At 63.2% G+C, this 13833-nt stretch carries 12 protein-coding genes and 3 pseudogenes; 4 read left to right on the top strand and 11 right to left on the bottom strand.

The window, feature by feature from the left end:
* Window positions 1–23: 23 nt before the first annotated feature.
* The 7 genes from tssG to NP80_RS14900 form a co-directional block, all read right to left on the bottom strand.
* Window positions 24–1124: a type VI secretion system baseplate subunit TssG gene (gene tssG / locus NP80_RS14930; RefSeq protein WP_006406957.1), complete on the bottom strand. Its 1101-nt coding sequence runs from the start codon at window positions 1122–1124 to the stop codon at window positions 24–26.
* Entirely contained in the window at window positions 1088–2923 is a 1836-nt protein-coding gene (gene tssF, locus NP80_RS14925; RefSeq protein ID WP_035946276.1) for a type VI secretion system baseplate subunit TssF, read from the bottom strand. The genes tssG and tssF overlap by 37 nt, the downstream gene beginning before the upstream one ends.
* A 78-nt stretch (window positions 2924–3001) precedes the next feature.
* A complete protein-coding gene (tssE, locus tag NP80_RS14920) occupies window positions 3002–3487 on the bottom strand; it encodes a type VI secretion system baseplate subunit TssE (protein ID WP_006406959.1) in 486 nt (161 codons plus the stop codon).
* A gap of 62 nt (window positions 3488–3549) precedes the next feature.
* Window positions 3550–4053, bottom strand: a complete 504-nt coding sequence (locus NP80_RS14915; protein WP_006400546.1) for an Hcp family type VI secretion system effector — start codon at window positions 4051–4053, stop codon at window positions 3550–3552.
* 71 nt (window positions 4054–4124) lie between these two features.
* Window positions 4125–5615, bottom strand: coding sequence for a type VI secretion system contractile sheath large subunit (gene tssC, locus NP80_RS14910; RefSeq protein ID WP_006400547.1), 1491 nt, complete (start codon window positions 5613–5615; stop codon window positions 4125–4127).
* Between the two features lie 15 nt (window positions 5616–5630).
* Window positions 5631–6146, bottom strand: a complete 516-nt coding sequence (tssB, locus tag NP80_RS14905) for a type VI secretion system contractile sheath small subunit (RefSeq protein WP_006406960.1) — start codon at window positions 6144–6146, stop codon at window positions 5631–5633.
* A gap of 35 nt (window positions 6147–6181) precedes the next feature.
* Window positions 6182–6814, bottom strand: coding sequence for a tetratricopeptide repeat protein (locus NP80_RS14900; RefSeq protein WP_006406961.1), 633 nt, complete (start codon window positions 6812–6814; stop codon window positions 6182–6184).
* A 387-nt stretch (window positions 6815–7201) separates the two neighbouring features.
* Here NP80_RS14900 and tssJ point away from each other — a divergent pair, with 387 nt between their 5' ends.
* From tssJ to icmH, 3 genes are all read left to right on the top strand, one after another.
* Window positions 7202–7801, top strand: coding sequence for a type VI secretion system lipoprotein TssJ (tssJ, locus tag NP80_RS14895; RefSeq protein ID WP_006400550.1), 600 nt, complete (start codon window positions 7202–7204; stop codon window positions 7799–7801).
* Window positions 7802–7903: 102 nt separating this feature from the next.
* Entirely contained in the window at window positions 7904–9250 is a 1347-nt protein-coding gene (gene tssK, locus NP80_RS14890; protein ID WP_006409507.1) for a type VI secretion system baseplate subunit TssK, read from the top strand.
* Window positions 9247–10029, top strand: coding sequence for a type IVB secretion system protein IcmH/DotU (gene icmH, locus NP80_RS14885; protein WP_006406963.1), 783 nt, complete (start codon window positions 9247–9249; stop codon window positions 10027–10029). Before tssK ends, icmH begins: the two co-directional genes overlap by 4 nt.
* Before the next feature lie 85 nt (window positions 10030–10114).
* On the opposite strand, the pseudogene NP80_RS31595 reads toward icmH, so the two are convergent.
* Window positions 10115–10431, bottom strand: a pseudogene (locus NP80_RS31595) (DUF7716 domain-containing protein).
* A 328-nt stretch (window positions 10432–10759) separates the two neighbouring features.
* Between NP80_RS31595 and NP80_RS14880 the strand changes: the two are divergent.
* The gene (locus NP80_RS14880; RefSeq protein WP_045593854.1) at window positions 10760–12019 is read left to right on the top strand and encodes an IS256-like element IS1356 family transposase; all 1260 of its coding nucleotides are present in this window, start codon (window positions 10760–10762) and stop codon (window positions 12017–12019) included.
* A gap of 67 nt (window positions 12020–12086) precedes the next feature.
* Here NP80_RS14880 and NP80_RS29650 read toward each other — a convergent pair.
* From NP80_RS29650 to NP80_RS14870, 3 genes and pseudogenes are all read right to left on the bottom strand, one after another.
* Window positions 12087–12221 (bottom strand): annotated as a pseudogene (locus NP80_RS29650) (RHS repeat-associated core domain-containing protein); the annotation flags it as partial.
* Entirely contained in the window at window positions 12217–12642 is a 426-nt protein-coding gene (locus tag NP80_RS14875) for an SMI1/KNR4 family protein (protein ID WP_035489409.1), read from the bottom strand. The pseudogene NP80_RS29650 and the gene NP80_RS14875, both read right to left, overlap by 5 nt.
* 29 nt (window positions 12643–12671) lie before the next feature.
* A pseudogene (locus NP80_RS14870) lies at window positions 12672–13270 on the bottom strand (RHS repeat-associated core domain-containing protein); the annotation flags it as partial.
* Window positions 13271–13833: the final 563 nt, after the last annotated feature.

Here is a 13833-nt window from a genome sequence, read left to right as displayed (position 1 = left end):
TGCGTGTTTGTTGTCGTTCGGTATCAGTGAATCACGTGCAGCTCGTAGCGCGCGTCGGACCGGTCTTCGTCGGCGTCGCGCGTGCAGAGGAACGCGTCCCAGCCGAGCCGCGAGCCGGCGCCGAGTACGCTCGCACCGACTTCGGTCCGCTTCAGCACGAGCTTCACTTCGTATTCGAGCGTAACGCCGGCGAGCAGCGTCAGCATCCGCTCGAGCGCAACGGCCTGCGCGCCGCCCGGCAGGAACGCCTCGTAGTCGCGCTTGGACAGCGGGCCGATCACGATCCGGGCGCGCATGTCGCGCTGCCACACGCGTTCGCCAACCAGCGCCGTCGCGCCGAGCACCGCGTTGACCTGGCCGAGCACGCTCAGCTGATCGGGCGGCACGTCGTACCACTTGCCGACGAACTGATCGATCTTCACCGGCACGCGGAAATAATCGGACAGCGTGCGCTGCAGATAGGCGGCCGACATCGGCCGGTGTCGCGCCGCGAGCGCATAGCCGGCGACCGCTTCGTCGAGCACGCCGCCCGCGCCTGCCGCGAGACTGTCGCGCACGTCGTCGCTCGCCACGCCCGCGATCGCGAGCAGCAGCGGCAGATAGCGCTCGTCGCGATCGAGCTCGTAGTGGAACGGCAGCCGGTATTTCTTCCAGGCCGCGTAGAACAGCGCGGTCGCGCGGTTCGAGAACACGTCGAAGAATGCGCGCGCCGCATGGTCGCGCTTCAGATGCTCGCGCGCCGCGATCTGTTCGGTGTAGTGCAGCGGCAGCGCGCCCTGCGCGCCGAGCAGCCCGAAGAACGCCGGCGTCAGTTCGACGCGCCCGAGCTCGCCTCCCGCGACCGCCGCTTCGCGCTGCTCGGTCGAGTCGAGCGGCAGGCCGTCGTCGTCGAACGAGCGCGCGCCTTCGATCTCGCTCGGCGGAAAGCCGAGCGACAGCGTATTGCGGAACGCGATCCGGTGCGCGACGACGTCGCCTTGCCGCCACGCGCCGGGCGCATCGGCGGCCTGCCGCGCGAACAGCCCTTCGAGCACGCGCACCGCCTGGAAGAATTCGAAGCGGTGCGGTTCGTCGAGCAGCGTATCGACTACGCCAGAATCGATTCGCCGGTGCGGGGCTTGCATCGGATGATCTCCTCGCCGGTGCGCTTCGACACGACGACCAGTTGAACAAAGCTGTTGAGGTGCACGTACAGCCCGAAGAAGCTGTCGAGCACGCGCACGAACGACGCGAGGCTCGCGCCGACGAAATGCTCCTCGTCGATCGTCAGCCGCACTTCGATCCCGCGCACGAATGTCGCAAACGGCTTGCCGGGCAGCCACTGCACGGCGCCGCGCTGCTCGATCGCGACGAGCCCGTCGATCTGGCGCGTCGACACCGCGGTGCGCCGCAGGTCGTACAGCGTCAGCATCTCCTTGAGCGGCGCGAGCCCGTGCGCGACGAGCGACACGTGGTTGAGCGCGAGGTGCGACACGAGACGCCAGTGCGCGGCGCGGCCGCGCTCGAAGCGTACCGTCTGCGTCGGACGGCGCAGCAGCGCGATCCCGGCCGTCTGCGCGCCGCCGTCCTGGAACAGGTCGCCGCCTTCGAGGCCGAACGCGAGCATCGCCGGCAGGTCGCGGTTCGTGCACGTGAGATCGAGGCTCAGCGTGTCGGTCTGCGGTGAAGTGGGCTCGAAATCGATGTCGACGATCGAGATCTCGGTCTCGTAGCCCGGGCTCTTCTGCGCGACCGAGTCGTTGCGGCGCGCGAACCAGTAATGGCCGATCCGCGCCGCTTCGCCGTGATGCAGCGAATAGAACGGCCGGAACTCGATCACCGATTCCTCGTGCGCCTGCTGCCGCACGAGCTTCACCGAGTCGATCGAATAGACCTCATACGCGAACGCGCGGCGCGCCTCCGCGATCACCGGATACGATACCGCGCGATGCGTGATGCGGATCGGCTCGCCGTGCTGGCGGAACAGGTTGACGACCGGCGTGCAGAACAAGCGGAAGTGGCTCGCGGCGAGCAGCTCGAGCAGCCGCGCGACATGCGAATCGCTGCGCACGTCCTGCAGCACCAGATGCAGCGTCGCGCGCTGGCAGCGGCCCGATGCGCGCGCGATCGCGGCGATGTCGAAATCGACGAAGTCGAACTTGTCGGGAAAGCCGAAGTATTCGGTCAGCAGACGATACGCGGGATGCGATTTCGCCGGATAGTCGATCAGCGCATCGCCTTCGTCGAAGCCGGCCTGCGCGATCGGCAACTGGCGCAGCGCGGTCCAGCGGCCGTTGCGCTCCGGTTCGACGTACGCGCCGAGCACGTTGACGAACAGGCAGTCGGTCAGCGCGGCGACGAACGACTGCTCGCCGTGCAGATGCGCGCGCAGCGTCGGCAGCTTCAGCGCGCCGAGATCGAGCTGCGCGGCGAGCGATTCGAACGTGATCGAGATCACGCCCGTCGCGTTCGACGGCAGCACCGTCGCGCTCGGCGCGAGTGCGACCGGCGTATAGCGCGCCTCCGAAATGCGGATCGGCGCGAGCGTCACGTCGTAGGCGGTGCGGAACCGGCACTGCACGCCGCGGATCGGGCGGCTCTTGAGCTCGGTGCCGCGCCGGATCACGACCGGCTCCGTCTGCTGCCCGGGCGCCGCCGCCGCGAACTGCGCGATCGAGCACGACGGAAACGGCCGCAGATAGTGCGGATACAGCACTTCGAGCAGCGCTTCGGTGAATTCCGGGTAGTCGTCGTCGAGCTTCTTGTTGATCCGCGCGCCGAGCAGCGCGAACGACTCGATCATCCGCTCGACGTGCGGGTCCTCGCAGTGCTCGCCGGACAGCGCGAGGCGCGCCGCGATCTTCGGATAGCGTTCGGCGAAATCCCGCGAATAGCGCCGCAAAAACGATAATTCGCGCTCGTAGTACGGCAGCAATTCTTCCATCGACGACCCCGAACCTCTTCCATTCCGTGCCGGACCCTGTTCCGCCGCCGTGCGGTCCGGCCCGCGCGGCGGCTTGAATTACAGCATGCGTGCCGTGCGTGCGCGCGTGACCGAATACTGGAGCGTCGAAGGCTGCAGCATTGCATCGAAGCTGACCGGCTCTTCGGCCGGATGCACGACGAGCAGCGCCTGGATCGCGAAGTAGAGCGCGTTGGTCGACTGCTCGTTCAGCTCGAACGTCACCTGCACCTGCTGCAGCCGCGGCTCATGGCGTGCGATCGCCTGCTGGATCGACTTGCAGATGAATGCGCGATCGTAGTGGCTGGCGAGGCTCAGCCCCGCGAAATCGTTGAGCCCGTAAGTCAGCACCGACTTCTGGCATTCCGGCAGCGCGGCCAGCTCGGTTTCGGTGTGTGCGATACGGGTATTGAGGATCGCCTCGACGTCGCGGGCGACCGTGTTCTTCAGCTCGTCCAGCGACAATTGCCGCATCGCGGCCGAGGCCGGCAGATGCGGTTCGTCGTCGAACAGCTTGTCGAGAAAACTGGGTTCGAAGCGTTTCATCGGCCGGCATCTGCTGCGAAAACGGCAACGGAGCGCCGCGCGCCCCGTTGCCGCAACCGACCTTAGACCGCGTAGGTCTTGTCGTTCTTCGTCAGGCTCCAGGCGCCCTGCGTGTTGCCGCCCTGGTTGCCGCCGATCTTCTGCTGCGTCTGCTTCCACTGCACGGCCGCATACTTCAGCGAGAACGTCTCGACCGGCAGGCCTTCCTCGCGCACGCTCGGCGCGATGCTCGAGATGATCACGTACTTGAGCTTGATTTCCAGATACTGGACACGCTTGCCTTCGCCGTCCGCACGCGAGAAATGAATCGTCACTTCATCGAACGTCGTGCCGCCCGACGCGTGCTGATACAGCAGCGGGCTCGACGAATCGATTTCCTTCGTGAAGATCATGTCGCCGTGCTCGCAACGCGTGGCGGTGTGGCCGCCTGCGGTCGACGCGGTCGCCGAACGCGGCTGGATGATCGAGTGATCCCACGATTTCAGTTCGATCCAGCCCTGGTGGTCCTTGTCCGCGGATTCGCCTTTGATCGCCGGACTACCAAACTGCATGTGCATGTGTAACATGGCCCTTCGACTCCCCAAAGAGGTGGTTTTAACGTCCTACCCAGGCGGCCCGCCCGGGCGATTTTGCTCGCTTATGAATTTGCCGGTTTGGGCAGATCAGCGACAAGTCGCAGAGAAATCGAGAGTTCGTCGAGCTGAAAGTGCGGGCGCAGGAACGCGACCGAACGATACGAGCCCGGCTTGCCCGGAATCTCCGATACTTGTATGGATGCCTCGCGCAGCGGAAATTGCGCCTTCTGCTCCTGCGTCGCGTTGTCGTCGAGCAGCACGTATTGCGAAATCCACCGGTTGAGGAAGGTCTCCACGTTCTGCGCCGACGCGAAGCTGCCGATCTTGTCCCGCATCATCGCCTTCAGGTAGTGCGCAACGCGCGATACCGAGAAGATGTACTGAAGCTGGGCAGAGAGCACGGCGTTCGCGTTCGCGCTGTCGGTGCTGTATTTTTTCGGCTTCTGCACCGATTGCGCAGCGAAGAACGCGGCGTAATCAGAATTCTTGCAATGGACGAGCGGGATGAAGCCGAGATCGCTCAGCTCCTTCTCGCGGCGATCGGTGATCGCGATCTCGGTCGGGCACTTCAGCGCGACTTCGCCGTCGTCGGTCTTGAACGTGTGCGTCGGCAGATCCTCGACGAGCCCGCCGCCCTCGACGCCGCGAATCGCCGCGCACCAGCCGAAGTCGTCGAATGCGGCCGTCAGCCGCGCGGCGAATGCCCACGCGGCGTTGCACCACAGATACTTGTCGTGGTCGGTGCCGTCGACGTCTTCGACGAAGTTGAAGGTTTCCGCGGTCTGGCCGTCCTTCGGATTGAACGGCAGGCGGCCGAGGAAGCGCGGCAGCGTGAGGCCGACGTAGCGCGAATCCTCGGAATCGCGGAACGACTTCCACTTCGCATATTCGACCGTGTCGAACACCTTGCCGAGATCGCGCGGCTTGCCGAGATCGGCGAACGATTCCAGGCCGAGCAGCTCCGGCGACGCCGACGCGATGAACGGCGCGTGCGCGGCCGCCGCGACGTGCGACATCTGCTCGATGAAGTACATGTCCTCGGGCTGGCGCGAGATCTCGTAGTCGCCGATCAGCGCGCCGAACGGCGAGCCGCCGAACGTGCCGAATTCTTCTTCGTAGACCTTCTTGAACAGCGCGCTCTGGTCGAACTCGCTGGCGCCCTTGAAGTCGCGCACGAGGTCGCGCTTCGGCGCGTGCAGCGCCTTGATCTTGATCGTCTGGCCCGTGTTGCTTTCCTTGACCAGATAGTCGAGCCCGCGCCATGTGCTTTCGAGGCGCTGGAATTCCGGTGCATGCATCACCGCGGACAGTTGCGCCGAGATCAGCCGATCGAGCTCCGCGACGCGCGCGTCGATCGTCGCCGACAGGTTGTCCGACACGACGACCGTGCCGTCGAGCACCTGGTGCACGAGTTCGCCGATCAGGTCCTTCGCGCGCGCATGCTCGGAATCGGATTTCGCGACCTTGCTCTTCTCGACGATTTCGTCGAGCAGCGAAGTCCCGGCGGCGTATTCCGCGCCGCTCGCTTGGGCCGGAGCCGTTTGCTGGTTCATCTCAACACTCCGTCGTCATTCGCCGTCTTTGTCGCCGCCCGTGCCCTTCGCGAGCGCCTGCAGCTGCTGCGTGTTCTTCAGCACCTCGGACAGCAGGTCTTCGAGCTTGTCGTTGCCGGCGAGCTTGTTGCGCAGGTCGGCGAGCTTCGAGCGCGCCTCGAGCAGGCGGCGCAGCGGCTCGACCTGCTCGACGACTTCGTCCGGATTGAAATCCGACAGCGAACGGAATTTCAGGTCGACCGCGAACTTGCCGCCCTCAGGGCTCAGCCGGTTTTCCACCTGGAACGCCGCGCGCGGCTCGATCGCCTTCATCACGTCGTCGAAATTGTCGCGATCGATGTTGACGAACTTGCGATCGCGCAGTTTCGGCTGCTCGACTTCGGACTGGCCGGCCAGATCCGCGACGACCCCGACGACGAACGGCAGCTCCTTCACCTCGATCGCATCGCCCTTCTCGACCTCGTAGGTCAGCTGGACGCGCGGCGGCCGTATTTTCTGCAAGCTTTTCTGAATGCTCTCTTTCTTGGCCATCGACGGCTCCCAGGTTGGTTGTGGTTATGCGCCGATCAACGCAGCGCGCTGAACGGATCGCCGCCCTTTTGCGGCGCACTGCTGCTCGACGTCTGCGCGGGCTGCGTCGCGGCGCCGCTGTCGGCGGCCGCCGTTGCGGCCGCGGCCTTCGCTCGGTGAATCGGACGCCGGACCTTGCGCGCCTGGACCTTCTGCTCCGGCGGGAACAGCGCGTTCTCGCCGAGCGTTTCGCGCAGCTGCTTCGCGAGCGCCTGCGCATCGGACTTCGCGTCGCCGGCCAGCGACGCATCCTGACGCAGTTCGCCGAGCGACTGCGTCGCGATCCGCAGGCCCGCGACCGCGAGCACGCTCTTGGCCTGACGGTCGGTCGAGTCGCGCTGCAGCGCTTCCTGAGCGGCGACGATCGCCTGGCCGTAATGGTTCTGGGCAAACTGGATTTGCGCAATGCGCGACCACGGCTCTTCGCGTGTCGGGTCCGACTTGGCAAGCGCCTGATAGAGGCCGAGCGCGCGATCCTGATCGCCCGATTTGGCCACTTCGTCCGCTTCTGCCAGCGATTTGTTGAATACTTCGGCGGTCGGCGGCGTGGTCGGCTGACTTGCACAGCCCGCAATCACGCCGCAAGCCAGCACTACCCCAGACAGCTTTGCGAAGAGACGATCTTTCATCGTTATATCCACCGGCGCGTGAGTTTTAAATCGTTGAGAATCCGTTCTTTTGCTTTGCAAGAAGCGCGCGGGTATAGTACCGATCAATTTTTCATAATTCAATCGTCGCGTGCAGGCTAATTTCTTTTAAAACCGGGCGCTGCCCCGATGAAACACGGCGGCGGCGGGTTCGAGACACCGTTCGAATCCGCCGGAAAGCCGCGGTTTTGCTGTCTTGCGGCGGCTCGCCGGGGGCATCGGAAAAAATTGCCGAATCGCTCTGTCGCGACGCACGCAGGCTTAATAGTTGAACGAGGGACCGGCCGTGCATCGCGCCGATACGCGAAATGCCCGGCAGTTTTGACAGGGAGCAAAAGGCGGCACGCCGGAAATAAGATGAGATCGCCCATGATTCGCTACGGATTGCCGTTGATCGCTTGCGCGCTGCTGGCCGGATGCGCCGCCGCGCCGCTGCTCGGATCGGCCGCGAGCGCCGTGATGTCGGCCACCGGCATCGGCAAGCCCGAGGTGCCGGACTCGCAAAAACCGCCGCGCAACATCGGCCTCACGCTCGCCGCCGCGCCGAATCTGAATGCGGCGACCGATAACAAGCCGCTCGCGCTCGTCGTGCGGCTTTACGCGCTGAAAGACCCGACTTCGTTCCAGCAGGCGCCGTTCGACGCATTTACCGATCCGAACAAGGAAAAAGCCGCACTCGGCGCCGATTTGCTCAACGTCCGCGAAATCACGCTGATTCCCGGGCAGCGCTATACGGCGACCGAGAAAGTGTCGCGCGAAGCGCAGGCATTCGGCATCGTCGCGCTGTTCCGCGATCCCGCACTGCAGCGATGGAAGCTGACATTCGACCCGGCGAAGTCGGAGAAATCCGGCATAATCATCGGCCTGCATAATTGCGCAATGACGGTGACCGGGGGCACGGTGATCGCACCGCAGCAGGGCGCGCCTTCGCAACCGCTGAATATGCTGTCGTCGGTCAGTTGCGGTTAAACGTGACGCGCGAATGTCAATTAACAAGAGTTAACAAATCGCGATTTAATTCGGGCACGAACAGATCGATTACATCGCAACGCGACATTAACCGGATTCGACATGAGTTATTCGGCCAAGGTGCTGTGGGGAGAAGGGCTGTTCCTCCGGCCTCAACATTTTCAGCGGCAGGACGCGTACCACGAGGCGCGCCTGTTCGAATCGATCCAGGCGATCCAGCCGTACAACTGGGGGCTGCGCACGCTGCGGATCGACCATGACGCGCTCGGCAGCAACGTGCTGCGCGTCGCCGAACTCGCGCTCGTGTTCCCCGACGGCACGCTGTACGCGGCGCCGCAGGGCGACGATCTGCCGCCGCCGATCGCGCTCGACACGCTGCCCGACGGCATCAACGAATTCGTGTTCTATCTGGCGCTGCACCCGCTGCGCGAGAACGGCACCAACTACAGCGACGATCCGGCCGCCGGCTTCACGACGCGCTTCGTCAGCCAGCAGAGCAGCGTCGCCGACAACTTCACCGACGCGGCCGAAGCCGACATCACGTTCCTGAAGACGCAGGTCAAGCTGATTGCGCACAGCGAGCCGCGCGACCAGCTGCTGTCGGTGCCGCTCGTGCGCGTGCGGCGCACCGCGACGTCCGGGTTCGAGGTCGACGACAGCTTCGTGCCGCCGTGCCTCGCGATTGAAGCGTCGCCGCTTTTGCATCAGCGGCTGCGCCAGCTCGTCGACGCGCTGCAGGCGAAAGTCAATGCACTGTACGGCTTTCATCGCGAGCCGTCGAAGAACATCATCGAGTTCCGCTCGGGCGACATCGCCTCGTTCTGGCTGCTGCACACGGCGAACGCCGCGTTCGCGACGCTCGCGCACCTGCATCAGCACGCGGCGCTGCATCCCGAGCGGCTGTTCCATGAATTGCTGAGGCTCACGGGTCAGCTGATGACGTTCTCGAAAGGCTATTCGCTTGCCGATCTGCCCGTCTATCGCCACGACGATCCGGGCCCCGGCTTCGCGCGTCTGGACGTGATGCTGCGCGAACTGCTCGACACCGTGATCTCGACGCGCTACTTCGCGATCACGCTCGACGAGGTGCGGCCGTCGTTCCATCTCGGCCGGCTCGACTCGGGCAAGATCGACGACAAGACCGAGTTCTACCTGGCAGTGTCCGCCGACATGCCGAGTGTCGAGCTCGTCGATGCGGTGCCTGCGCGCTTCAAGGTCGGCGCGCCCGACGACGTCGACAAGCTCGTGCTGTCGGCGATGCCCGGCGTGCGGCTGTCGTACACGCCGCAGGTGCCGCCCGCGATTCCCGTGCGGCCGGGCGCGTGCTATTTCCAGCTTGATTCGCGCGGCGCGCTGTACGAGCGCATGCTGCAGGCCCAGTCGGCGATGATCTATGCGCCGACCGGCATCAATGACCTGAAATTCGAACTGATCGCGGTCACATCATGAGCTACGCGCCTTCCCTGTTCGGCGACAACGCGCCGACACCCGTGCATACCCCGTCGTCGACGGACGCCGCATTTCAGGCCCGTTCGCTGCTCGATCTGCTGTACGACGGGTTCTTCATGCTGTTCCTGCTGAAGAACGGCCGCGAGCCGGACAGCGCGAGCGAGTTCAGCACGAAGATCCAGGAATTCCTGTCGGATTTCGAGCGCGGCGCGAAGAAGCTCAATATTGCGGCCGAAGATGTGTACGGCGCGAAGTTCGCCTATTGCGCGGCGGTCGATGAAATGGTGCTGTCGTCGCAGTTCAAGATCCGCGCCGACTGGGAGCGCCGGCCGCTGCAGCTCGTGCTGTTCGGCGAGCAGCTCGCGGGCGAGAAATTCTTCCAGTATCTCGAGGAATGTCGCGCGCAGGGCGCGGCGCGGTTGCAATCGCTCGAGGTGTTTCACATGTGCCTGCTGCTCGGGTTCCAGGGCAAATATCTGCTCGAGGGGCCGGAGAAGCTCGCGTATCTCACGGCGCGGCTGGGCGACGAGATCGCGCACATGAAGGGCAAGCGGGCCGCGTTTGCGCCGCATTGGCCGCTGCCGGATCAGATCGCGCACCGGTTGAAGCGGGAGGTGCCGGTTTGGGCGATCGGGGCCGTGTTCGCGCTGGTGGCCCTGCTCGGGTATCTCGGGCTCAATGCCTACCTCAAGGACAAGACGCTGCAGGCGTTGGCGCCTTATTCGCAGGTGATCAAGGTCGGGCCGGAGTCGGCGAATTTGACGATTTCGTTGCCTTGACGGCTGTGCTTCGTTCGGACGTTGACGCTGTATGAGAGAGGACCGCTTGGCGGTCCTTTTTTGCTATGGTATGTGACGTGTGGCTTCAGAGCAGGATGAAGTCTTCGTTGTCGACGTAGAACGTGAATGCGTCGAACAGCTGCGTGGCGGTCGGCTCGTCGACCTGGTCATGCGCATTGATTACGATGTCCTCGATCGTCGCGCTGTTCAAGGTCACGCGCCAATCGGGGTGTGGGGCGGTGGTGGTGGCGAAGCAGCTTCGGTGTTGGCGGCATCTTCGATGAATGCGGCCTCTGCGTCGAGGGTCCATGGCGTCCGCGGGAGGCAGAGCCATCCGTGGAAATCGCCAGGGTGTTCGAGGATGTGTTTCAGCGACGCGGTGGTCTCGGGGATGGTCGGCATGGGTGTTGCGGCTATAACCAGGCTGAAGTCGATGCAAGTCGGGTGATGCCACTGGAACGAATGCGCCTGCGTCGCAGCGCTCGCGGCAACGAGCCGTGATTATGCCAATTTCGGAGGCGCGAGGCGGATCGGCGGTTGTTGTCGGTCGAGCGCTCCGTTCTCCGATATACATCGTCAAGCGCAGGATGGTCATCCATTGCGCTTGCCGAGGCGGTCGAGCCGGTCGAGCCCCAGTACGACGAGCGGGAGCGATGCCCGTCGCCATGCGGCGTGAGCCTATCCGAACTTTTGTGTGTGAGGCATAAACTGATGGCCAAGGAGCCACGTTATGCCACGCAAACGCAAGGAAGAAGTGCCGGTAGAACCGGGCAAGGGCTTGAACCTGGACCCGGAACTCATCAAGCAACTGGTGCCCGGAACGCTGGATCGGGCTTCGATCAACGAGCAATTCGCGGCCCTGAAGAAGGCGATATTCGAGCGCGCGCTGGGCGGCGAACTGACCCACCACCTGGGCTACGAGAAGGGCGAAGCCAAGCCGGTAGGCCGCACGAACCATCGCAACGGCACCAGCCGCAAGCGCATCGCAACCGACAATGACCTGCTCGACGTCGAGATTCCGCGCGACCGCGAAGGCACGTTCGATCCGGTGCTGATCGCCAAGGGCGAGCGACGCTTCACAGGCTTCGACGACAAGATCATCGCGATGTATGCCCGCGGCATGAGCGTGCGGGAGATTCAGGGCTTCCTGCTGGAGATGTATGGCATCGAGGTGTCGCCGGACTTCATCAGCACGGTGACTGATGCCGTGATCGACGAAGTGCGCGAATGGCAGCAGCGACCGCTCGAGCCGATGTACCCGGTCGTGTTCTTCGACGCCTTGCGAGTCAAGATCCGCGACGAAGGCGTGGTGCGCAACAAGGCGATCTACCTGGCGCTGGGCGTGCGCCGCGACGGCACACGCGACGTGCTGGGCCTTTGGATCGAGCAGACCGAGGGCGCCAAGTTCTGGCTGCGGGTGGTCAACGACCTGAAGCTGCGCGGCGTGCAGGACATTCTGATCGCCGTGGTCGACGGCCTGAAGGGCTTCCCGGAAGCGATCAACACGGTGTTCCCGGAAACGGCGGTCCAGACCTGCATCGTGCATCTGATCCGGAACTCGCTGGACTTTGCCAGCTGGAAAGACAGGAAATCGGTCGCAGCGGCGCTCAAGGAGGTCTATCGGGCACCGTCGGCCGAAGCGGCCGCCGTGGCGCTGGACGCGTTCGATACGAGCCCGTGGGGTACGAAATACCCTCCGATTGCCGCGCTCTGGCGCCGGGCCTGGGATCAGGTGATTCCGTTCTACGCCTTCGCGCCTGATATCCGGAAAATTGTATATACGACCAACGCGATCGAGTCGCTGCATATGCAGCTTCGAAAGATCATCAAGGCGCGCGGTCACTTCCCGTCGGACGAGGCCGCGCTCAAACTGATCTGGCTGGCACTGCGCAACGTCGTGGCCAAGTGGACCGGCTCTCGGCACGATTGGAAGAGCGCGATGACCCAGTTCGCGCTGCTTTACCCGGAACGATTCAACATTGGAATCTGAATCTCAACCCGCCTCACACACGAAATTCCGGATACCTCCCTCACCCCCTATACAAACAATCGCAGCACGTCAAGCCGAGCGGATCAACCCACCCCACGGGGTTGGGTGCGTATCGAAACACGTTTATCCCACCGCTAAACCCGACGGGATCTCTGCTGGTGAACCTGCCGAGTTGGGGATCATAGTAGCGATGCCGGTTATAGATCGTTGCCCGTTATGTGGCCGTCGTGGATGGCGGTCAACCCGGCAACGAGATCGCTTGCCAGTGATTTGACCTCATCCTCAGCTAGCGCACCGAGCGGCACGACAACGAAACGTTGGTCCCTTCGGAGATCCAGAGCAAAGCAGTAATCCCCACCGTCGGTACCGATGCCCACAAAGCCCCGGCCCATGCGTGTCGTGATCGAGTACAAGGCATTGAGTTCGATGACCTGCTCGACGGCCCACATGGACAGATAGAGGTCACCAACTTCGCCCTCGCCCCCATCCGACCACGCAAGGAAGTCCTTATAGTTCAATGGAAGCAGGACGCCTAGTGTCTTTTCCAGGCGAGCGATTTCTGCACGGGTAGCGGGAGCCCTTCTGCGAAAGTCGACGCCCAGCAACGCTGTGAAATCCGTCATTTGATGGCTCCGAGTTGGTCGAAATACTTCTACGCCTTCTTCAAGGCACGCTTACGGCAGTCGTCCGAGATCCCAGCAGCCCGCATATCTTGAGACGAATAGTTGAATTGATCCTGAATGCTGGTAGCCCACGGGTCCTGTCCCGCAGCCGTCATTGCGTCGCGACGTGCGTTCTGGCTATCGCTGATCGCTTTGTGGATCGGGTTTTGTGGGATAAGAATCGCAGGAGCTTCTCGGTAGTTGTACCCCTCGATTTCGTTCGCCTTAGCCCAACGATCCTGAATGATGTGGTGACTCTGATAGCCAGACGGCCGGGGGCTCGGTTGATTACCGTGGGGCTCAACGCCACATGGGCACCCGCATCGCTTCGCGAGACCAAGTGGATCAATCCAGCCCGTCGGGTTATCAGCGTACTGATAGACGTTGATGCCGCCATCGAGGCCGATCGGGTCTTTCGACACGAACCGTCCGCTACTCGGATCATAGTACCGGTGCCGGTTGTAATGCAGCCCCGTCTCCTCATCCTCCTGCTGCCCCTGAAACCGCAACGAATTCCTCGCCACGATCCCCGCCGCCTTCGACGCCCGCGCGATCACCTCCCGCGCTTCGCCCACGCCTTGTACGACGCTTAATTGAACTCGTCCCACTACTCGAAGTGCATCACTGCATATGCCTTCAGGTTACCCCGCACCTTCAGTACCTCTGCGGACAACATACCTTGCCGTCTTGCTCACGGGTGACCAAGACCGAGCCGGAGTCGGCGAATTTGACGATTTCGTTGCCTTGAGGTTGCGCTTCTTCCAACGCTGTCGAGGGTCGCTCCGCGGCCCTCTTTTTTTGTGCCGCCTGGTGCGCTGGATCAGAGCAGAATGAACTGGCCAAACAATTGCTTGACGCTGCGATCGCCGAATAGACCGTCAAAGCACTTCAGCCAAGCACTTCGCGCAAATCGCACTAAATAGCCCTATTGCCTTCTCCATCGCACCTTCGTCCACGAACGTGCATATTTCCTCGGAGTCCCAAACTCCCCCCAAGCTTTGTAGAATAGTCCGGTCTTCCGCGGTTCCATAGCCGGGATATTCCAGCTCCTGATAAACCAACGTCATCGGAAACACTCGCTTAAAGTCGGATCCCACACCGTTTCGGATCAGATCGACAACATTGTTCGTCACCAATTCAGCAGGTTGGGAG

Source organism: Burkholderia multivorans ATCC BAA-247 (genome assembly GCF_000959525.1).
Taxonomy (GTDB): Bacteria; Pseudomonadota; Gammaproteobacteria; order Burkholderiales; family Burkholderiaceae; genus Burkholderia; species Burkholderia multivorans.
Note: the sequence above shows the minus strand (reverse complement) of the source record. Positions and strands in the feature narration are given on the sequence as shown.